Below are 20,372 nucleotides of genomic sequence, written 5' to 3' on the forward strand. Positions count from 1 at the left end.
GGTTATTGAGTGTGGGTTATGAAACATTGGGTGGTGTTTCAGCTGAACTCAGCATTATGCAACCATATCAAGTAGCTTGTAGCTGAATCAACGTTTTTCTCCCAGCAGCGTCAGTAATCCAAATCGCTATCATCACACCGTTGGAGTTCTGTCCTGTTAAAACTTCAGTTGGTGAATCGATCGTGTGACCGTATGTCATTTCATCTTTACCGACTTCGATCGCCAAATTATCACCCTTCCCGGGGCGATCGTAAATCATCCCCATTAAAGGTGCGTTCTGAATCAGTTCTTCGTCACCAAGTTCTGAATCGATGATTTCGATTGAAATATGCCGTCCCCGATTACCATTTGAAAACTGATCAAAAAATTCACCCCATCGCTCACGCGGCACAGATTTGTTGATGTCAATTTTACTTACCATGATGATTCCTTTAAATAATTTCCAAAAATTAAATATGCGTTATCTAGAACCCTTGTAGAGACTTAGCAGTGCTACGTCTCTACATTCTTTGTCACCAGATATCTAATGTTGGCAGGTTAAGAGTTCAAAGCCTTAGGCAGGAACTGAAATGCTGATTTCATGACTAATTCTGTCTAGCAACTGCTTCGCCTGACTAACATCATCGTTGCTGCCTGTCACAAGGATTATGAACTCGCCTGCTCGGATTTGAGTTTCGTACTTCAGTATCTCGTGCTTCGGGATTCCTAACCCGGATAAAGCACCCGCCAGTCCTCCTACAGCAGCAGCACCAGCAGCACCAACAAGGGTTCCTTCCAACCAACCCGCCAATATTCCCGCAATGGGGCCAGCAATGATGATCGGAGCTACTCCGGGAATAAACAGCACTCCAGCTCCTGCTAAGATGCCAAATAAACCTCCGACGAAGCTACCCCAATAACCACCTCCTACGGCTCCAGCTTTGGCACTATCTTTCCAGGTGAGAAATCCCCGGACATGTTCAGTAGTTTGGTAGTCTTTACCAATGATTGAGAGCTTTTGCATATCGAAGCCTGATTTTTGCAGATATAATACAACCCTTTCTGCTTCTGCATGGGAGGGGAAATGAGCAACAACCGTATGTGTATATGTCATGAGTTTGTCTCCTTTCTCTATGTCAAGCTAATTCATAATTATTAATTCATAATTCATAATTAAAAAGGGTTTATCCCTAATGCTTATCAAGCATTTGGAGTTTTTTTAGGGTCTGAAACAGTCTTTAATTACGAATTACGAATTATTTTTATCGTGTCTTACTTCTTTGTAGTTACTGTTGCGGCTTCGGCATCTAGTCTGGCGGCGATCGCTTCTAAAGTTGCTTTTTCAGCCTCTTCGAGGGTTGCGATCGCTAAGAACGTCGCCGTAGCTGCATGGTTTTCAGCTCTATCTGCCCGATGTTCGAGTTTCTTTGCTTTGCGACCCGTTTTCCATTCCTCGACATGGGACTTCACTTCAGATTCTTTTTCCTCGAATTGAGCTTTGAGCTTTGCCCGGTACTCATCGAATTCTTGTTTCTTAGCGTCTAGCTTTGCTTTCGCTTCATCAAGTTGAGATTCAATCTCAATTTGAGTTTTTTTCGGTGCAGATTGAATACTTTCTCTCAGCGATTTTACCCGCTCTTCAACCGCTTCTAAATTGTCATGAAGATTTTTGGTGAAGTTATCAATTGCAGTACTCATGATAATTGCTCTAGTATGTTGAATTTCGGAAATATGGCTCTATTATGCTTCAAGTTGAGATTTAATCCCAGATTGAGTTTTTTGGCCGCACACTTAATAGTTACAAATTTTGACAAATTTAACCTCCACCTTTGGAACGTTTTAGTAGAAGTTATACAATTCACACACTATTTAAAACCTTATTAAAACATAATTGCTCTGATAAACGATTCTCCTTTGTTCCTCTCAGCAAGACTTTCGCTGCTATATTTAGACCGAAGGCTTTACACTGCGCTATCCGCCAGTCGTACAGAATTCATTCTGAATTCTGACTCCTGACTCCTGAATTCTATTTCGATAAACAAATACTCTCGAGTTTTTGAACTTTTCTATCGTATTATCTATAGCGATCGCTTGATTACTTTCAATACCCAAGATGAAAATGTGAGATTTTTTAATCAACCAATTTAAGAAAAATTCAGCTATCCTGAATGGGCTAAACGCCTCGCTATCGCTAACAGGAGCGGAGCCGGAGACGTTTCGGTTAGCTCCGGTCAGAATCAAGATGCTCTCTACGTTCGCGCAGCGTGTCGCAGACAGACACTACGCGTAGCTTGCTTCCACGGAGTGGTACGCTATCAGTCCCCATATTTCTCACAATTTTTCATTCTCAATCCTCACTTCAGGGACAGTAGTCAGAGCAATCAAGTGCTTGTTCTGTGAGGACAATAGAGGGGTGTACTGTGCAGTATAAATAATGGTTGTTTGTAAAGAAGCGACAGTTCCGACAGGGAAGTTGATGGAAGCAGTTGAGCGTTGTAATTTTTGCTATTGCAACTTTCCAAATATCTAGCAATTTCAAAATAAAAATTGCCAAAAATATCATCGAGCAGAAGGGGATGAAAAACAATGCTTCATCAGGTGTCATGGCTCCTTGCTGTCTTGTCAAATCTGGTTTTGTCACAGCCGGGTTGACAATAATCAGCTTGGTTTTACTTGAAGGAAGCAGATTTAAATTCTTTTTATCCAAAATATAAAGTTTGATAACTTTATCAGTAGACATATTATTTACGCTCATAGAAACTAGAGTTTTGTGAACAATACAGAATTGGTGAGTTATTCAAGATAAGACGAGAACAGCATTGAAAGTGCAAAACTCCCGATAAACGTCAAGGTAGACCAGTTTGTATCTTGAGTTTGATGCGCTTCGGGAATAATTTCTTCAACGATCGCCACCATCAAAGTGCCTGTTGTAAATGCAAGTACAATTAACTTGGGAAGATCAGCTTGTCCGCGCAACCCCCAATAGCCCAGCGTCGCGCCCAGCCAAACAGGAATCAGAAATGCCGCAACTCACCAAAATCGCTGTGTTCGCGGCATATTTTGACTCTATACTCAAGTGCTTTTTAGAGGACTCCTTTGTTTTGACCGTGGTGGGAGCAAAAGCCGGTAAGCGAGCAGTTTCACGCGGTCATTCACGACGAACCACGCCAGCGCATAGCCCCAAACGAACAGTGCCCAACCCCAGCCGAGAGGTGTCATAAATAGCCCATATACCGCGATTAACGTCGCCACGACTTGTGTACCAAGTACGGCTATCCATAAAATCCGCGCGGGACGAATAGCACCGTGGAGATCCCCAGCACAAGGCGCATATTCCATGCCTCGGGCTTATCTCGGTAATGAACATTGTCATAGGCGATGGACAGGATGGCACCATCGTTGAGCAACGCCAGCATCACAATCATCACCGCCGTCACCGGGTAAAAGTTAAAGAACAGGATCGACAAGGTCATGAACAACAGCACACGCAACGTCTCGGCGATACGGTAGATCGCGTAGCTGTTCATCCGTTGGAAAATGCGGCGGCTTTCCTTAATCGCGTCAATAATCACCGACAGTCCGGGCGTTGTCAGCACAATGGAAGCCGCCGCCCGCGCTGCGTCTGTTGCGCCTGAAACGGCGATGCCGCAGTCGGCTTTCTTCAGCGCGGGGGCATCATTCACCCCGTCACCCGTCATACCGACAATATGTCCGTGTTTTTGCAGGACATCTACAATGTGGAACTTGTGTTCGGGGAATACCTGGGCAAAACCGTCGGCATTCTCAATGGAATCGGACACTTCTGATGTCTCTTGCTTTTCCGAGTCGCCCAAGCTACCAGCATCGAGGATATTTGCGCCCATGTCCAACTTTTTGGCGGTTTCCTGAGCGATCGCTAATGCATCGCCCGTCAGCATCTTGATGTTTACGCCCATCTTTGCTGCGCTTGCAATGGTTGCCTTGGCATCTTCCCGTGGCGGATCGAACAGCGGCAATACACCAAGAAACTGCCATTTTCCATCGCCCTCAGCCCGCGCCACGCCCAACGAACGAAAGCCACGGGTTGCAAATTCGTTGACCGCTTTCTCGACAGCCGACTTCACCTGCCCAGCATTGGTGGATAATGCTAGAATGACTTGCGGCGCACCCTTGGTCACTTTGAAAGTTTTTCCGTCTTTGGCTTTAACGGTGGCTTCGGTGCGTTTATGCACTGGGTCGAATGGCGTGAAGTGAACGACTTCGTAAGCCTTTAACAAATCCTTGTCTTTCAGTCCATCCACAACGGCTAGATCAATCGTGTCGTTGTTTTCCGCGCGCGACGCCAGCGCCCCGTTGAGGATGATTTGATCAGTCGGAACATTATTCACGCTGAACGGATCGCCCAGTGTCAGCTTGTTCTGGGTCAGGGTGCCGGTCTTGTCCGCGCATAACACATCCACGCCGGCCAGTTCCTCAATAGCGACCAATCGGCTGACAATCGCTTTTTTCTTGGAGAGCAGGCGTGCGCCAACCGCCATCGTTACCGATAACACTGTTGGCATCGCCACGGGAATCGCAGCTACGGTCAGCACCAGAGCGAACTGCAACGTAGTGAGGATCGGGTCGCCACGAGAGATCGCGACGGTAATAATCAACGTCACCAGAGCCAGCGCGAGGAGGATTAGGTAGTTGCCGATCTTTAAAACCGCCTTTTGAAAATGGCTGACAGTTTGCGCCTTCTGCACCAGTTGCGCCGTCTTGCCGAAGTAGGTGTTCGCACCCGTGGCATAGACCAGGGCGCTGCTCTCACCCCGGCGAACGATCGAGCCGGAAAACACCGCGTCGCCAGGGTTAAACGTGGCAGGCAGGGATTCGCCCGTCAGCGCGGACTGATCCACCGACATGGGATCGCCGTCCAATAAGCGGGCATCTGCTGGCACGATGTCGCCAAGCCGCAGTTGGATGACATCGCCAGGCACCAACTCACGCGCTGGCGGGGTAATCCACTTCCCATCTCGTTTCACCTGGGTCTTGGTTGCGAGCTTTGCCTTCAGGGCAGTAATGGCGTTGCCCGCAGCACTTTCTTCCCAGAATCCCACCACAGCGTTGGTAACTAGCAGTAGCAGGATGATGAAGAAATCCGGCCAGTGCCGCACCAGGCCCGAAAGAATCACCGCCGCCTCGATCATCCACGGGATCGGTCCCCAGAAATAAGTAAAGAATTTCAGAAATGGATTGGTCTTCTTTTCCTCGATCTCGTTAGGACCATATTCAGTCAGGCGCTTCTTCGCCTGTGCTTGGCTGAGTCCGTCTGGCGACGACTCCAATTTTTTTTCCACCTCCGGCAGTGGCAGAGTTTTCAGATCGTCTTTCGCATCGGGTTTGGATTTGGTAGCTTTGGGCTGATCGGCAACGAGTTTGATCATGGGTATTCCTTTGGTTTATTTTTTCCTTTTTTCAGCCAAATTTAAGGGTGTGGCAGACCAAGCGGGCAATCATCAGTGCTTCATCTGTGTGAATTACGCGGACGGGAACCCTGCTGGTCTGTGCAGAAATCACGTCCTCATTCGCTGCGTTTCGCTTTGCTTCGAGTTCGATGCCAAGGAAACCCAGCCCATCGCAAATCCGGGCGCGGACTGTGGGGGCATTCTCCCCGATGCCCCCTGCGAACACCAATGTGTCCACTCCGCCCAATGCCGCCGCGAATGCGCCGATCCATTTCTTGACCTGGTAGCAAAATAGTGCGATCGCGATCGCCGCCCGCTCGTCCTGCATTTCCCGATCGAGCAAGTCACGCATATCAGAACTGATTTCAGATATTCCCAGCAACCCGGACTGGAAATTAACCATCTCGTTGAATTGCTTCGCGCTCATTTGTTCAGTCCGCGCCAGATACCAAACCAGTCCCGGATCGAGATCGCCAGAACGGGTACTCATCGGCAATCCGGCGGTCGGCGTAAAACTCATGCTAGTGTCCACGGGTTTGCCGTCATGCACCGCCGCCAAGCTTGCGCCATTTCCGAGGTGAGCGAGGATAACCCGACCTTGTGCCACTGCCGTTCCGTCCAGGCGGGCTAGTTCTCCCATCAAGAACGAGTATGACAACCCGTGAAACCCGTAGCGTCGTACACCCTGCGCCTCATAGCGACGGGGGATTGGCAACAGCCGAGCCACAAGCGGCAAATCATGGTGAAAAGCCGTATCGAAACAGGCCACTTGGGGCAGATTTGGAAATCGCTGATGAAACGCCTCGGTCAACAATATCTCTTCCGGCAGATGCTCAGGGTCAAATGGACTGAGCTGATGCAGTTCCTCAATCATTTCCGCAGTAATTCGCTGCGGCTGGCTATACTTCGGCCCCCCATGCACCACGCGATGCCCTACCGCGCTCAAGTTACGCCCACTATGTTTTTCAATCCAATCCATCAGAGCGTCCACTGCCGCCGTGTGATCCGGTGCCGACACTAACCGCGAAAAGTTATCTGCTGGGTTTAAGCCTTTTACCTGCAAACTGGCTGCCGGCAGCCCAATTCGCTCAATCCCGCCCTCCAGAATCCGTTGGAGGGAGTCGCCGGACTCGAACAGCGCAAACTTGATGCTCGACGAGCCGCCATTAATCGTCAGGATGTGCGGGTTAGCTGGTTTCATTTGGCCTCCGTGAACGCTGTCTGCAACCCCTGATCGTGCGTACATCGAGCCAGAAGAATAACGCTCGATCGCGGTTTCAAAGAGTAATTGTCTAGATTTTCCCAATGCGTTTCCTCACCCGCAGCGAACAGGTCTTGTGGCGCAACGCATCCAGTATCGATGGCTAGATGCCACCGAGTCTCTGGCAGTAGAGGGGGCAATCTGAAATCGATCGCATCGACACTGGCATTAAACAACAGACAAAGTGCGTGCTGCTCATCTTCATGGATCAGACAGGCAAACTGCTTTGCTTGGGGGTCAGTCCAATTGGGCAAGCCTCCTTGCGGGCCAAACCACTGGATCTCAGCATCCGTATAGAATTTCTCCTGACTCAGAATGGGATGGGCACACCGAAAGGCGATCGTGCCACAGGTGAAACGAAAAATCTCCTGGTGCTGTTCCAGACAACTCCAGTCATGCCAACTCGTGGCGTTGTCCTGGCAGTAGGCATTGTTATTGCCGCCTTGTATGCGACGAAATTCGTCCCCGCCGAGCAGCATCGGCACACCCCGCGATATCAGCAGGGTCAGCAGAAAATTCTTGATCTGGCGTTTTCTGATGGACGCGATGGCTACGCCCGCCGCAGGCATCGCGGCATCTGTCGTCTCGCCTTCAAAACCGTAGTTCTCGCTAAAGTTGGTATCAGTCCCATCCTGGTTGTTCTCTCCGTTTGCTTCATTATGCTTATGGCCATAGCTCACCAGGTCGTTGAGAGTGAAACCGTCGTGGCAGGTGACGAAATTGATGCTGCCTTCGGGTCCTTTGCCGGACTTGGTATAGATGTCGGCACTGCCACAGATCCGACTGGCAAACAAACCGAGCATCCCCTCATCGCCACGCCAGAAACGCCGAACATCGTCTCGGTACCGCCCGTTCCACTCTGCCCAGCGCCGCTCTGAAAAGCTACCCACTTGATATGCACCACCGGCATCCCACGCCTCGGCAATGATTTTCACATCTCTTAAGATCGGGTCTTCGGCGATCCGTTCGAGCAGAGGGGCATTAGCTAATAACTTGCCGGCACCGTCCCGTCCAAGAACCGATGCCAAGTCAAACCGGAATCCATCCACGTGCATCTCAACCATCCAATAACGAAGCGCGGCCAAGATGTGGTCTCGCACCACGGGATGATTAGCGTTGACGGTGTTGCCTGTGCCTGTGTAGTTCTTATAGTAGCGTTTGTCCTCCGCTAGCGTGTAGGCGATCGCGTTAGCCATTCCGCGAAAACAGAGCGTTGGGCCCAGTTCATTGCCCTCTGCTGTATGATTGAACACTACATCCAGGATCACTTCGATATCGGCCTTGTGCAAAGCCCGAACCATTTCCTTGAACTCTAGTTTCTGCTGGCCTAAACCGCCTGAGCTGCTGTAGGAGGCTTTAGGCGCAAAGAAAACCACCGGATCGTAGCCCCAATAATTCCTGAGCAGTTGATTGGTTTGCGGATTCCGGCGCGGTATAGGAGTATCATTGAACTCCTGGACGGGCATCAGTTCCACAGCCGTCACCCCCAGGGTTTTGAGATAGGGAATCTTTTCCATTAGACCGCGATAGGTGCCCGGATGATCTACGCCCGACGTGGGATGAATGGTAAAGCCACGAATATGCATTTCGTAAATAACGGTCATCGACCACGGATGCCGGGGTGGAGAGTCTCCATCCCACTCAAAGGACTCGTTGAGAAAGACACATTTTGGCATCGACCTGGCATTGTCCACCTTTGAGAAAGACAGGTCTGGCTCTGATGCCAACGGATCATAGCCGCGTGCCGTGGCGAAATCCCACGGAGGCAGTTGCGAAACCGCGATCGCACAGGGATCGAGGAGAAGCTTGTTGAAATTGAAACGATGGCCAAGACTTGGTTCGTAAGGCCCATCCACGCGGTAAGCATAGAATTGACCGGAAAGGATTCCCTCCACCCAAACGTGCCAGACATCACCGGTGCGATTGCACGCGGAATCGAGATCGATTGACCTGGTAGGCACTGCGTCTTCAGGATGGTCAAACAACTCTAGTCGAACGCGGGTGGCATCACGGCTAAAAATGGCGAAATTCACCCCTCCTCCAGTTTCCTGGGTTCCAAAAGGCAAAGGAGATCCCACCCGCACGCCAGCGCGTGCGGATATCTCCGAGATATAATCGTGCAGATCATGTGAAGGATCTTTCATTGGTAGTCTGCCCAGAGATGGGAAATTAGCACCCACGGATTAAACCAATTCGCAATTCGCAATTACGTTTTGTGACTTAAACCCCCAAAGTTCGTTAAGGGTTTGCGATTAATTTAGTGCCATTTGGCTCTACAACATCCCTCATTGATTGAATGCCTTCTTGCTTTCTGATCTCGCTTTTCTCCTGCCCCAATCCCATAGTCAAAGCCGTCATCCCGGCAAGACCCCCTAGTTGCATGGTTTCTACGGCTGTGCTGGGTACAATGACGATCGTGGCATTGTCCTTCAAACCCTCATAAAGCATATTCATCGCCCTCAAATGCAGAGCCACAGGGTTGTTGATATAGGTCTTAGCCGCTTCCCCAAATTTCTCTGCCACCTGTCGCTCAGAATCTCCGAGAATCACACGCGCCTGACGTTCTCTTTCCGCTTGAGCCTGCATCGACATCGCATCCTCCAAAGCCGAGGGAATCAGTACATCCTTAACTTCCACTGAGATAACATTGATACCCCATGACTCAGTGCGCTCGTCAATAATTTTCTGCAAATCCTTACTAATCTTCTCTCTGCCTTCCAGCATATCTGATAGCATGGTCTTGCCGATGACATCCCGCAGAGCCGTTTGGGAGGCCCAACTAATAGCACTTTTATAGTCGGCGACATCCAGAGCTGCTTTCTTAGGATCTACAACCTTCCAAAACAAAACTGCATCTACGTCAACCGGCACCGTATCCTTAGTCAAAGTCTTCTCCGCCTGGAAAGAAGCGGTGATCACGCGAGTGTCAATCCGGTAAGGTATGGTGTCAATGATCGGAATAATGAAAATGAGTCCAGGTCCCTTGAGAGCGAGGAATTTTCCTAACCGCAATACCACCAATCTTTCCCACTCATTCGCCACCTTAATAGCGCTCGAAAGAATTGAAGCTAACACACCTCCAACACCAATAATTACCATTAAAAGAAGTAATGGGTTAGTAGTGTAATACGGGACGGAGTTTTGCATAAATAAGGGCGAATTTCCCGTGCTTTGGGACGTACTCGCTATAAGCTTTCCCGCTTGAAGTTGATAGCCAAATAATGGATAAGAGCTGATTGTTTTCATTTCAATTACCTTGATGAGTTAGACACTTGAATTCGATAACCGTGATTCGTTTTTTCTGAACTAGTAGTCTGTCAATTTTGTTTTGAGGGGTTTTTGGTAGTGCGGGCATCTTGCCCGTGTGAGCGAGACGCTCACACTACTTTTGACTTCCGCCTTGCGGCAATCCTCCATGCAAAAATTAATCATCGCTGCCACAGGATTCGTGTATCTTCCAGTGGAATCGCAACGCCGTCGCAGTATGGTAATATACGCACCGTATATTCTGTGGCTGGGCGTGTTGCAGATACTTGGGTGTTAAAGATGTAACCGTTCCCCGTGGTCAATGGCTGACCGCGCTTCATTTCCTGCCGCGACCTGTTGCCGCCGTTCACTCCGTTGGCATATAGTTCTACCCGCACACTTTTTGGGTCAAGGCTACCGAAAAACACTTCAACTGTGAATGTGTGTCCTTGTGCGTCGCTCACAACCTTGATTTCGCCGAAGCGCAACGAAGCCCAGTTATCTTGCAGAGTGTGCTGCCAATCGACGATTTGCCTGCCGACTTCGCCGTTGTTCGCGGCGCGATCGCGGTAGGCAGTGGCAGCCGGAAGGTAGTGTTGCTCAGTATATTCACGTACCGAATGGGTGGCGGAAAAGCGCGGTGCCAACTGCGCCATACTTTCTCGCATCCGCTTGACCCATGCTGTGGGGATGCCGCTGTCGTTTCGGGTGTAAAACTCTGGGATCACTTCCTGCTCTAGCAGATCATAGAGCGCGTTGGCTTCTACCGCGTCCCAAGCGGGATCTTCGCCATGCTCCTGTCCGTCCCCTAATGCCCAGCCAACTTCAGGATTGTAGGCTTCCGCCCACCAGCCATCCAACTCAGATAAATTGATGCCGCCATTGACAAGTACCTTCATGCCGCTCGTCCCGCAAGCTTCCCAAGGTCGCCGGGGCGTGTTGATCCAGACATCCACCCCTTGTACCAGGTGTTCGGTCAGAAGCATATCATAGTCACTGAGAAAGATCGCATGGGGGCGGATCTCAGGTTGCCGGATGAAACGTACCCATTCTTGAATCAGGGCTTGCCCCCCCTGGTCTGCCGGATGCGCCTTGCCAGCAATGATGAGTTGCACCGGACGCTGCGGATTGGTCAAGATACGAAGCAGGCGATCGCGATCGTGTAGCAGTAAGTTTGGTCTCTTATAGGTAGCGAAGCGACGGGCAAAGCCCAAGGTTAATGCGTTGGGACTAAACAGATGCTTCGCCCCATTAATCGCATCCGGCGTGTCGTTGGAGACGATCAATTGCTGGGACAAGCGTTGGCGGGCGTATTCAACCAGAGACTTGCTGGCGGCTGTCCGAAACTGCCAGAGTGTGGTGTCACAGACGCGGCGAATGTCCTGCCCCAGGTTTTCTGTCGTGCCCAGCCAGCGATCCTTTCCACAGGCTCCCGTCCACAGATCATCGGCGGGAGCCGAGTCCCAGCTTGGCATGTGGACTCCGTTGGTTACGTGTCCGACCGGTACTTCGTCCTCTGGCCAGTGTGGAAAAAGCGGCGTGAAAATGTGCCGACTCACCTGACCGTGTAAGCGACTCACCCCATTAACCGCCCCACTTCCACGGATTGCCAAATAGGCCATATTGAAACTCTCGGACGAGTCATTTGGATTCTGGCGGCCTAGTGCCAGCAAATCATGGACTGTAATACCCAGCTTGTCTTGGGCATACCGACCAAGGTATTGCTCGATGAGAGCCGGAGCAAAACGGTCAAAGCCAGCAGCCACCGCCGTGTGGGTGGTGAAAAGGTTCCCCGATCGCGTGACCGCCAGTGCGACTTCAAAAGGCTGCCCGGTTTCGTTCATAAAAGTTCTGGCTCGTTCTAAAATGGCAAATGCCGCGTGTCCTTCATTGAGATGGCAGACTTCCGGCTGGATGTCGAGGGCATCAAGTAGTCGCCAGCCGCCAATACTGAGTAGCATTTATTGCTTGAGGCGTAACTCTGGTCCACCGCCATACAGTTGGCTGGTAATGCCTCGATGGGCAGGAAAGTTCGCTGCGTCATTGCTGTCTAGCAGGTAAAGCTTCACGCTGCCAACTTGTACCTCCCAGGCGCGTAGCCAAACCGAGTAACCGGGCAAGACAATCTCCAACCGCAACCACTCACCGTTTGGGTGGCGCAAGGGTGCGATCGGTAACTGTCCGGGATCGTTGTAGGGATAAAGGGCTTGCTGTGCGCCGTCCTTGTCAATCACCTGACGAAAATAGCCCTGTTGGTAAAGCAATCCCACAGCAACCACCGGTACACCCAGGTCACTGGCGGCTTTGAGCTGATCTCCGGCGACATTGCCGAGTCCGCCTGAGTAAATGGGCAGCGCTTCACTCAACATGAATTCCATGCTGAAATACGCGACACATTTCAATGGAGACTGCGGATACCGTTGCTGAAACCAGGCTGGTGCAGTTGCCTCCTGACGCCTGATTTGCAACAAGTCATCCACATTCTTACAGAAGGCTGGATTGGCTAGCGCCCTCTGGAGTTTGTCCCTTGAGACAGTCTGTAAGACCACCCAAGGGTTTTGAGTCAACTCCCAAAGCGCAGGATCAAGCTGCCGCCAGACTTCATCGGTAGCATGGTTCCACGACCAACGCAGATCCAAAGCTAGTTCGGCAAGGGAATCGAACCCCTCGACATCTGTCGGTAAAAAACGGTTGTTCCACGTACTGAAAGGTGTTTGTTGGCTCATGGGTTCTCCTTTTGGTTTGCCTTGGACGCAATCCCCAACTTCTGTGGGGATGTCGCCAAAGCAGCGCTGACAATGGTCTGTGCTTCCTCAAGGATGTGGCGTAGATGCTCTGTTCCTTGGAAGCTCTCTGCATAAATCTTGTAGATGTCCTCGGTTCCTGACGGACGTGCCGCGAACCATCCGCTTTCGGTCATCACTTTCAACCCACCAATGGCAGCACCGTTGCCTGGTGCATGAGTGAGTACCTTCTGAATTTTTTCACCCGCCAGTTCGGTGAGCGTCACCTGTTGCGGTGAGAGGTTTGCCAACCGTTCCTTTTGCTCTGGAGTAGCGGGTGTCTGAACGCGGTCATAGACAGGCTCACCGAATTCGTGCGTGAGTTCACGGTAGATTTCGCCGAGATCGTGGTCTGTCCGCGCTGTGATTTCCGCCGCCAGCAAACAGGGAACGAATCCGTCCTTGTCCGTCGTCCAGACGCTGCCATCCAGACGAGCGAACACCGAACCCGCGCTCTCTTCTCCGGCAAATCCCAATGAGCCATCTAGCAATCCTCCCACAAACCACTTGAAACCGACCGGCACCTCGAAAAGCTGCCGGCCAATTTTGGCAGTTATCCGGTCAATCATCTGGCTGCTGACTACCGTTTTGCCGATCGCCGCTTCCTTGTGCCACTTCGGTCTGTTTTGAAAAAGATAGAAAATTGCCGCGCAGAGGTCGTGATTAGGCGGCAGCAATCCTTCGCTTCTGGTGACAATGCCATGTCGGTCGTAGTCGGTGTCACAGGCGAAGGAAAGATCAAAGCGATCCTTCATCTCGATCAGTGGTTGCATCGCATAGGGCGAAGACGGGTCCATGCGAATCTGTCCATCCCAATCCACCGTCATGAAACGAAAGGTGGGATCGACCGTCTCGTTGATAATGGTCAGGTTTAAACCATGTTGCTCCGCAATCCTCGCCCAGTAATGGACACCAGCACCGCCAAGGGGATCAACGCCGAGACATATCTTGGCGCTGCGAATGATATCCAGGTCGATTACATTGCCCAGGTCGTTGACGTAGGCGGTCAGATAGTCGTGCCGATGCGTCGTGGCACTGTGTATAGCCTGTTGGTAGGGAATTCGTTTCACTCCTTGGAGTCGGGCTTCCAGCAGCGCATTCGCCGTTGCCTCAATCCAAGCAGTGATCGTGTTGTCGGCTGGTCCACCCGGCGGCGGGTTATATTTGAAGCCACCGTCATCGGGCGGATTGTGGGAGGGCGTGATCACAATCCCGTCAGCGAGTCCGCTTTTGCGATCGCGATTGTAAGTCAGAATTGCATGAGAAATCACTGGGGTTGGGGTGTATTCGTCCCCAACGGCGATCATCACTTCCACTCCATTTGCTGTCAGCACCTCAAGTGCAGTAGCGCCAGCCGGAACAGAAAGCGCGTGCGTATCCATACCGAGATACAGAGGGCCAGTGATTTTTTGTCGCGTGCGATAGAGGCAAATCGCCTGAGTAATTGCCAGGATATGCCATTCGTTGAAAGCCCGTTTCAAGGACGAGCCGCGATGACCAGATGTGCCAAAGGACACTCGCTGTTCCGGTACTGATGGGTCGGGAACCTCGGTGTAGTAGGCGGTGATCAGCCGTGGCACATCGACTAATATTTCCAGTGGTGCCGGCTTTCCAGCCAGGGGACTGATTTTCATGACGCTTTCCTCAAAGTCCGTGATGGAGTTAGTCTCCGTTAAAGGATTGTGGTCTTTATTTCTGACTCTCAAGCATTTCCTTTGCTTGCAAAAGTTCCTGGTGTTTTGCTTCGCTGACCTTGGGATAGTTGAGATTGAGTGCCTTCAATTGGGCATAAATGATGCCTGCTACCACTAGGCGAGTAAACCATTTGTGATCTGCTGGGATCACATACCAGGGTGCCCATTCTGTGCTAGTGTGATTAAACATTTCTTCATAGGCAACCATATAGTCGGGCCAAAACGTGCGCTCTCTCGCATCATTAACAGAGAACTTCCAGTTTTTCTCAGGAAGTTCAATCCGTTCTAGAAAGCGTTTTTTTTGCTCTTCTTTAGACACATTCAGGAAAAACTTGAGGATAATAGTCCCGTTGCTACTCAGATATTTCTCAAAGTTGTTGATTTCCTCATAGCGACGTTGCCAAATATGCTTATCGATCAAGTTAGGCGGAATTTGTCGCTGCTCCAGAATTTCTGGATGAACTCGTGTTACTAAGATTTCTTCATAATTAGAGCGATTAAAAATGCCAATTTCTCCTCGTTCTGGTAAAGCTCTGGAACATCGCCATAAATAGTCATGATCCAACTCTTCCCCAGCAGGAACTTTGAAACTATGCACCTGACAGCCTTGAGGATTGATACCCGACATCACATGTTTGATGGTACTGTCTTTACCAGCAGCATCCATTGCCTGGAAAATAATGAGCAAGGCATAAGTATCTTGGGCATAAAGCATATCCTGATATTTTGCTAAAGCTTCAATACCTTCTTGTAGTTCACTTTCAGCTTCAGACTTCTTTAGATAATGGGCTTTGTAAGCTGGGTCATGGTCTTTGGCAAGGGAAATTTTCTGCCCTGGTGGAACAATAAAGGGACGAATCAAATCGTCAAGTTTTTTGATCGGAAATGGGTTTAATGATGAATCATTGTGGCTATGTTTATCGGTCATAGGTTTAACGCTCAACTGTCTAAGGTCAATAGCACTAAAATCTGGCTTTCCTGTAGTGCCGAATCAGGGTATTGGTTGAACTATCGTGCTTGAGTGGGTTCCTATCCTCAGTCTCAAGTTCAGGAATGATGCGCGCAGCAAGGGCTTTCCCCAATTCGACTCCCCATTGGTCAAAGGAGTCAATGTCCCAAATAGCACCTTGAGTGAAGACACTGTGTTCATACAGTGCGACGAGCTTCCCCAATGCCGCCGGAGTCAGCCGTTCCAGGAGGATCGTGCTGGATGGACGGTTGCCCTCGAAGGTTTGGTGCGGTACTAGCCATGCTGGTATGCTCTCAGCTTGTACCTCTTGGGGCGTTTTGCCAAAAGCTAGCGCCTCTGCCTGGGCAAACATGTTGGCCAAGAGTAAATCATGGTGGTGCCCAAGAGGGTTAAGCGGCTGAGTAAACCCGATAAAGTCGCAGGGGATGAGCTTGGTTCCCTGATGAATCAGTTGGTAGAAGGAATGCTGCCCATTAGTACCCGGCTCCCCCCAATAGATTGGCCCAGTTTGGTAGACGACCTCAGTCCCATCCTGCGTGACGTGCTTACCATTACTCTCCATCGTCAACTGCTGGAGATAAGCGCTTAAGCGCTTCAAGTAATGCTCATAGGGAAGAACCGCCATTGTTTGTACATCAAAGAAATTGTTGTACCAGAGAACCAGCAGACCCATGAGTACTGGTAAGTTGCGATGGAAAGGAGCTGTGCGGAAATGCTCATCCATCTGATGAAAACCGTCCAGCATGGCGCGAAAAGCTTCGGAACCAATGGCGATCATTGTCGAGAGACCAATGGCCGAGTCCATTGAGTACCGCCCGCCAACCCAATCCCAAAACTCGAACATATTGGCGGTGTCGATCCCAAACTGAGCCACCTTTTCGACGTTGGTCGAGACCGCCACGAAATGTCTGGCAACCGCATCGGGATGGTTCAATGTCTTGAGGAGCCAGTCGCGGGCTGTATGGGCGTTGGTCATCGTCTCCAGGGTCGTAAACGTCTTTGACGCGATGATGAACAGCGTCTCCTCAGCATCGAGGTCGCGGGTGGCTTCGATAAAATCGGTGCCGTCGATGTTGGAGATGAAGCGGAAGGTTAGGTCGCGCTGGCTGTAATGGCGCAATGCCTCATAGGCCATTACCGGTCCCAGGTCAGATCCACCGATGCCAATATTGACGATGTTGCGGATACGCTTGCCCGTGTAGCCCTTCCACTCTCCACTGCGTACCTGAGTGGAACAGTCAGCCATCTTATCCAGCACGGCGTGAACCCCAGGCACAACGTCCTCGCCGTCCACGACGATGGCTTGCCCTTTGGGGGCACGCAGGGCGATGTGCAGAACTGCCCGCTTTTCTGTGACGTTAATTTTGTCCCCGCGAAACATGGCATCAATGCGCGATCGCAGACCGGACTCGGCCGCCAATTGCAACAAGAGCGTCAGCGTCTCATCCGTGATCCGGTGCTTTGAATAGTCGAAGTAGATGCCGATCGCCTCAGTTGTCATGCGCTCCCCGCGCGTTGGATCGTCTGCAAATAACTGCCGCAGATGCAACTCCTGGACTTTCCGGTAATGGGCTTCGAGGGCTTGCCATGCCACACGCTGGGTAAGGGGGATGATTGTTGTCATGCTACCTCCACTTGGCTTTGCGTCTGACTGATCCCAGCCTGAACAATGGCTAAAAACTGCTCGGCATTCAGGCTGTCGCCGCCAATCAGGACACCGTCCACACCAGGTCGCTTCAGGAACGTGTCGGCGTTCTTCGGATTGACGCTGCCGCCGTAGTGGATGACAAGGGTCTGAGCCGATCGCTCCCCGAACATCTGACCGAAGCAATGCCGAATGAGGGCGTGCGTTTCCTGAGCCTGCTGAGGTGTGGCGTGATGTCCGCTACTGCCGATCGCCCAGACTGGTTCGTAGGCGATGCTCAGGTGGGTTAAGGTAGCTGCCGACAGTCCGTCCAAGCCCTGAAACAGTTGCCGTTCGAGTACTGTTTTGGTCTGGTTTGCCTGGCGTTGTTCTAGAGTTTCGCCGATGCAGAAGATTGCATCGAGTCCGGCGGACAGGGCAACCCTTACCTTGTGGTTGATAAACGCATCGGATTCGCCCAGTTTGTGGCGGCGCTCGCTGTGTCCGAGGATCACGTACTGGCAGCCGAGATCGAGGAGCATCGTCGGGCTAACCTCGCCGGTGAATGCGCCTTCTTTGGCGGGATAGAGGTTCTGTGCGCCGAGCGCAATCCGGCTGCCCTTGAGGATTTCCCCGACTAGGGACAGATAAGGAAAAGGTGGACAGACCGCAACAGTAACACTATCATCAGTGCCCATACCAGCCGCGATCGCCTGGGACAGATGTCTGGCTTCAGCTGCGGTGGTATACATCTTCCAGTTACCAATAACAAATTTCTGAGCCATGGCCGGTTTCCCTTGGTTGTTTACAGAAGCTTTTGGCAGTTGAGTATTTCATGAGAAGCATTCCACAAAGCGATAACTGGCACTGTGGAGTGGTGGGGGTCGAAGGCGAAAATACTGATCGATGCGGTGCCAAGGGGGAAATGTTGGGCTTCATCCACCGTTAATCCGATCCAGCGTGCAGCCAGAATGCCGCCGAACTGACCGTGGGAAAACAGGGCGATATTGCCATCCAGGGAACGCAGACGAGCGATGAGTCGATCAGCACGATCGGAAATTTGGGTGGGCATGTCACCGTGGGGACAACCGTCCCGAAAAATAGTCCAGTCCGGGCGCTCCTTGCGAATATCCACGGATTTCCTTCGTAATCACCATAGTCCCATTCGACCAGATCCGGTTCAATTTCCGGGACTTGATCTAGCCCGACCAACGCACAGGTTTGTTGGGCGCGTTTGAGTGGGCTGGTCAGCACATGGGAAAACTGGATATCCCGGAGGTGCTTGCCAAGTTCCCGTGCCTCGGACTCGCCGTTTGCAGTCAACGGAATATCCGTGCGACCTGTGTGTTTACGGTTGAGCGACCACTCGGTTTCGCCGTGCCGAATCAGGTAAAGGCGTAGGGGGGTAGGTATACTTGTTTTCATGCTCCCGTCCCTTCCATCGCGGCATTATATTCGCCCCGACGCGCCGCCCAATTGCACTTAGCTCGATGCAACAAAGCCTGCTGTGCCTTTGACACATTCGCCTCTTTGCCTTGCCAAATCTCCAAAGCTGGTTGCTGGATGGCGCGGGCGAAGGAAAACGCCAATGCCCAAGGCGATGGGCTTTGCCCCACCGTAGGTGAACGCAATTTGAATCTAAGATTCATGGCATTCAAACGAGCCGAAGCCAGTTCACTGGATTGTCCCCCCGACAAGAACGCAATCCCCGGAACAGCAGCAGGGACTGCCCGCAAGAGACAGTTCACCGTGGCATCAGCCACCTCGTCCACCGATTCTTGTTGAGAACAAGTCAATCCCGGAAGCACCATATTGGGCTTCAGGATCATGCCCTCCAACATCACCCTTTGCCTGTAGAGTTGGTTGAAAACACTTCGCAGAACTTCCTCCGTTACCTCGCCGCACCGTGACAGGCTATGCACTCCGTCCATCAGCACTTCCGGCTCGACAATGGGAACTAGTCCGGCTTCTTGGCACAACGCCGCATAGCGAGCCAACGCTTGGGCGTTGGCCTCGATGCAACCCCGGCTGGGAATACCATCGGCGATGGTAATCACCGCGCGCCACTTGGCAAAACGAGCGCCTATTTGAACATATTCCTTGAGGCGATCGCGCAAGCCATCCAGACCTTCGGTGATCTTCTCTCCAGGATGACCTGCCATATCCTTAGCACCGATGTCAACTTTGATGCCGGGAATGATTCCCGCATTGATGATAACTTGAACAAAGGGAGTGCCATCTGGTGTTTGCTGGCGGATCGTCTCGTCGTAGAGGATCGCGCCACTAATGTATTCACCAAGACCGGGCGTGGTGATAATCAACTCTCGATAGGCGCGTCGGGCTTCCTCAGTCTGCGGAATGCCTAGCTTTGCGAATCGTTTGTTACAGGTTGGATTACTTTCATCCATTGCCAGCAGACCCTTATTGTCAGCAACAAGCATCTTCGCGGTTTCTATCAGCTTTTGGCCATTCATTTCGGGTTGCTCCACTTTGGAAGGTGCATCTTTTGGATGCAAAGAAATGAATCAGGTGAAGAGGCAAGGAGCGAAGGTGCAATCATCATTTCGGCAACCTTTGATTTCATATTTTTTGCTGGCGTACAGTCAGAATGTATGTTTACCCTGAAAGTTTCTCTCTGTTGCCCGTTAAGAGTTCCTTTTCACCTCAATTCCAATGCCGCTACTTTCTGAAGACGTCGCTGGAAACGTTCATCTTGCTGGAAATGAGCAGCCAGAAATGTCTGAATCAATTCCCAGGATTCGGCATATCCGGTGACTTGTCCGCCCAGACACATCACATTCATGTCGTCATCTTCCACCCCCTGATGAGCGGAGAATGAATCTGCGATTAATGCCGCCCGCACGCCTGCTACCTTGTTGGCAGCAACACAAGCTCCTACCCCGCTACCGCAAATGGCTAAACCGCGAAGGATTGTGCCCTTCGCCACCGCCTGGGCTAGTGGTACAACAAAATCCGGGTAGTCATCTCCTTTAACCAACTCATAAGCACCAAAATCCTCAACCTCGTGGCCAGCCTCCTTTAGAGCCGCCGTCAGTTGCGCTTTCAACTCAAACCCACCATGATCTGCCGCGATCCCAATGTGCATTATTTCCCCCCCAAGCCGATGAGCGGTTTCTCTATTGATGTTGCACCTAATGGGGCGCAGGGCTGCGAAGCTGGAAATGATGCCTTTTCACTCACCGCTCCACCTCGGCGAATGTTCCATCCGAATACAGCTCATAGCGCTTGCCATCCAAAACTGCGATCAACGGAAAATCACTCTCCTGTGGCTTCTCCAAAGACTGCCAGCGCCGCTCTTCCCAATCCAGTGTGAACGGAGTGTTCCGACCTTTAACTTCAATCTGGGTGGTCATGTTCGATCTCCTTGA

General features: G+C 51.2%; 19 protein-coding genes and 1 pseudogene. All 20 read right to left on the reverse strand.

Annotated elements, in window-relative coordinates:
* Nucleotides 1-67: 67 nt before the first annotated feature.
* Complete coding sequence (locus tag V7K73_RS00900) at nt 68-421, reverse strand: DUF5335 family protein (RefSeq protein WP_334876277.1); 354 nt, start codon at nt 419-421, stop codon at nt 68-70.
* 132 nt (nt 422-553) lie between these two features.
* Complete coding sequence (locus V7K73_RS00905; protein ID WP_334876278.1) at nt 554-1,093, reverse strand: general stress protein; 540 nt, start codon at nt 1,091-1,093, stop codon at nt 554-556.
* Nucleotides 1,094-1,251: 158 nt separating this feature from the next.
* Entirely contained in the window at nt 1,252-1,677 is a 426-nt protein-coding gene (locus V7K73_RS00910) for a hypothetical protein (protein ID WP_334876280.1), read from the reverse strand.
* 661 nt (nt 1,678-2,338) lie between these two features.
* Nucleotides 2,339-2,719: a hypothetical protein gene (locus V7K73_RS00915; protein ID WP_334876282.1), complete on the reverse strand. Its 381-nt coding sequence runs from the start codon at nt 2,717-2,719 to the stop codon at nt 2,339-2,341.
* 53 nt (nt 2,720-2,772) lie between these two features.
* Nucleotides 2,773-2,955 (reverse strand): hypothetical protein, encoded by a 183-nt coding sequence (locus V7K73_RS00920; RefSeq protein ID WP_334876284.1) that lies wholly within the window; start codon nt 2,953-2,955, stop codon nt 2,773-2,775.
* Between the two features lie 172 nt (nt 2,956-3,127).
* Nucleotides 3,128-3,259 (reverse strand): hypothetical protein, encoded by a 132-nt coding sequence (locus V7K73_RS00925; RefSeq protein WP_334876286.1) that lies wholly within the window; start codon nt 3,257-3,259, stop codon nt 3,128-3,130.
* The gene (locus V7K73_RS00930; protein ID WP_334876288.1) at nt 3,252-5,384 is read right to left on the reverse strand and encodes a plasma-membrane proton-efflux P-type ATPase; all 2,133 of its coding nucleotides are present in this window, start codon (nt 5,382-5,384) and stop codon (nt 3,252-3,254) included. Before V7K73_RS00930 ends, V7K73_RS00925 begins: the two co-directional genes overlap by 8 nt.
* Before the next feature lie 31 nt (nt 5,385-5,415).
* On the reverse strand, nt 5,416-6,606 hold the full coding sequence (locus V7K73_RS00935) for an acetate/propionate family kinase (protein ID WP_334876290.1): 1,191 nt from the start codon (nt 6,604-6,606) through the stop codon (nt 5,416-5,418).
* On the reverse strand, nt 6,603-8,810 hold the full coding sequence (glgX, locus tag V7K73_RS00940) for a glycogen debranching protein GlgX (protein ID WP_334876292.1): 2,208 nt from the start codon (nt 8,808-8,810) through the stop codon (nt 6,603-6,605). Before glgX ends, V7K73_RS00935 begins: the two co-directional genes overlap by 4 nt.
* A 94-nt stretch (nt 8,811-8,904) precedes the next feature.
* Nucleotides 8,905-9,912 carry a slipin family protein gene (locus V7K73_RS00945; RefSeq protein ID WP_334876294.1) on the reverse strand — a complete coding sequence of 336 codons (1,008 nt, stop codon included), beginning with the start codon at nt 9,910-9,912 and terminating at the stop codon, nt 8,905-8,907.
* Nucleotides 9,913-10,094: 182 nt separating this feature from the next.
* Nucleotides 10,095-11,873, reverse strand: a complete 1,779-nt coding sequence (glgP, locus tag V7K73_RS00950) for an alpha-glucan family phosphorylase (RefSeq protein WP_334876296.1) — start codon at nt 11,871-11,873, stop codon at nt 10,095-10,097.
* Nucleotides 11,874-12,638 (reverse strand): DUF3417 domain-containing protein, encoded by a 765-nt coding sequence (locus V7K73_RS00955; RefSeq protein WP_334876298.1) that lies wholly within the window; start codon nt 12,636-12,638, stop codon nt 11,874-11,876. It lies immediately after the preceding gene.
* Nucleotides 12,635-14,329: a phosphoglucomutase (alpha-D-glucose-1,6-bisphosphate-dependent) gene (pgm, locus tag V7K73_RS00960; RefSeq protein ID WP_334876299.1), complete on the reverse strand. Its 1,695-nt coding sequence runs from the start codon at nt 14,327-14,329 to the stop codon at nt 12,635-12,637. The genes V7K73_RS00955 and pgm overlap by 4 nt, the downstream gene beginning before the upstream one ends.
* 55 nt (nt 14,330-14,384) lie before the next feature.
* Nucleotides 14,385-15,317, reverse strand: a complete 933-nt coding sequence (locus V7K73_RS00965; protein WP_334876301.1) for a polyphosphate kinase 2 family protein — start codon at nt 15,315-15,317, stop codon at nt 14,385-14,387.
* 34 nt (nt 15,318-15,351) lie between these two features.
* Complete coding sequence (gene pgi / locus V7K73_RS00970; RefSeq protein WP_334876303.1) at nt 15,352-16,983, reverse strand: glucose-6-phosphate isomerase; 1,632 nt, start codon at nt 16,981-16,983, stop codon at nt 15,352-15,354.
* The gene (tpiA, locus tag V7K73_RS00975; protein WP_334876305.1) at nt 16,980-17,768 is read right to left on the reverse strand and encodes a triose-phosphate isomerase; all 789 of its coding nucleotides are present in this window, start codon (nt 17,766-17,768) and stop codon (nt 16,980-16,982) included. The genes pgi and tpiA overlap by 4 nt, the downstream gene beginning before the upstream one ends.
* 20 nt (nt 17,769-17,788) lie before the next feature.
* Nucleotides 17,789-18,408 (reverse strand): annotated as a pseudogene (locus V7K73_RS29740) (histidine phosphatase family protein).
* Nucleotides 18,405-19,457 (reverse strand): class I fructose-bisphosphate aldolase, encoded by a 1,053-nt coding sequence (locus tag V7K73_RS00985; RefSeq protein WP_334876308.1) that lies wholly within the window; start codon nt 19,455-19,457, stop codon nt 18,405-18,407. Before V7K73_RS00985 ends, V7K73_RS29740 begins: the two are co-directional and overlap by 4 nt.
* 185 nt (nt 19,458-19,642) lie before the next feature.
* Nucleotides 19,643-20,089 (reverse strand): RpiB/LacA/LacB family sugar-phosphate isomerase, encoded by a 447-nt coding sequence (locus V7K73_RS00990; protein ID WP_334876310.1) that lies wholly within the window; start codon nt 20,087-20,089, stop codon nt 19,643-19,645.
* Nucleotides 20,090-20,180: 91 nt separating this feature from the next.
* Nucleotides 20,181-20,357 (reverse strand): hypothetical protein, encoded by a 177-nt coding sequence (locus tag V7K73_RS00995; RefSeq protein ID WP_292793293.1) that lies wholly within the window; start codon nt 20,355-20,357, stop codon nt 20,181-20,183.
* Nucleotides 20,358-20,372: the final 15 nt, after the last annotated feature.

It is taken from the genome of Nostoc sp. (assembly GCF_036916975.1).
In the GTDB taxonomy this organism is placed as follows: Bacteria; Cyanobacteriota; Cyanobacteriia; order Cyanobacteriales; family Nostocaceae; genus Nostoc.

What these genes read in the sequence shown, in the direction of transcription:
- V7K73_RS00900 (WP_334876277.1), bottom strand. Translation starts at nt 421, where the DNA reads ATGGTAAGTAAAATTGACATCAACAAATCTGTGCCGCGTGAGCGATGG.
- V7K73_RS00905 (WP_334876278.1), bottom strand. Translation starts at nt 1,093, where the DNA reads ATGACATATACACATACGGTTGTTGCTCATTTCCCCTCCCATGCAGAA.
- V7K73_RS00910 (WP_334876280.1), bottom strand. Translation starts at nt 1,677, where the DNA reads ATGAGTACTGCAATTGATAACTTCACCAAAAATCTTCATGACAATTTA.
- V7K73_RS00915 (WP_334876282.1), bottom strand. Translation starts at nt 2,719, where the DNA reads ATGTCTACTGATAAAGTTATCAAACTTTATATTTTGGATAAAAAGAAT.
- V7K73_RS00925 (WP_334876286.1), bottom strand. Translation starts at nt 3,259, where the DNA reads ATGGATAGCCGTACTTGGTACACAAGTCGTGGCGACGTTAATCGCGGT.
- V7K73_RS00930 (WP_334876288.1), bottom strand. Translation starts at nt 5,384, where the DNA reads ATGATCAAACTCGTTGCCGATCAGCCCAAAGCTACCAAATCCAAACCC.
- V7K73_RS00935 (WP_334876290.1), bottom strand. Translation starts at nt 6,606, where the DNA reads ATGAAACCAGCTAACCCGCACATCCTGACGATTAATGGCGGCTCGTCG.
- glgX (WP_334876292.1), bottom strand. Translation starts at nt 8,810, where the DNA reads ATGAAAGATCCTTCACATGATCTGCACGATTATATCTCGGAGATATCC.
- V7K73_RS00945 (WP_334876294.1), bottom strand. Translation starts at nt 9,912, where the DNA reads ATGAAAACAATCAGCTCTTATCCATTATTTGGCTATCAACTTCAAGCG.
- glgP (WP_334876296.1), bottom strand. Translation starts at nt 11,873, where the DNA reads ATGCTACTCAGTATTGGCGGCTGGCGACTACTTGATGCCCTCGACATC.
- V7K73_RS00955 (WP_334876298.1), bottom strand. Translation starts at nt 12,638, where the DNA reads ATGAGCCAACAAACACCTTTCAGTACGTGGAACAACCGTTTTTTACCG.
- pgm (WP_334876299.1), bottom strand. Translation starts at nt 14,329, where the DNA reads ATGAAAATCAGTCCCCTGGCTGGAAAGCCGGCACCACTGGAAATATTA.
- V7K73_RS00965 (WP_334876301.1), bottom strand. Translation starts at nt 15,317, where the DNA reads ATGACCGATAAACATAGCCACAATGATTCATCATTAAACCCATTTCCG.
- pgi (WP_334876303.1), bottom strand. Translation starts at nt 16,983, where the DNA reads ATGACAACAATCATCCCCCTTACCCAGCGTGTGGCATGGCAAGCCCTC.
- tpiA (WP_334876305.1), bottom strand. Translation starts at nt 17,768, where the DNA reads ATGGCTCAGAAATTTGTTATTGGTAACTGGAAGATGTATACCACCGCA.
- V7K73_RS00985 (WP_334876308.1), bottom strand. Translation starts at nt 19,457, where the DNA reads ATGAATGGCCAAAAGCTGATAGAAACCGCGAAGATGCTTGTTGCTGAC.
- V7K73_RS00990 (WP_334876310.1), bottom strand. Translation starts at nt 20,089, where the DNA reads ATGCACATTGGGATCGCGGCAGATCATGGTGGGTTTGAGTTGAAAGCG.
- V7K73_RS00995 (WP_292793293.1), bottom strand. Translation starts at nt 20,357, where the DNA reads ATGACCACCCAGATTGAAGTTAAAGGTCGGAACACTCCGTTCACACTG.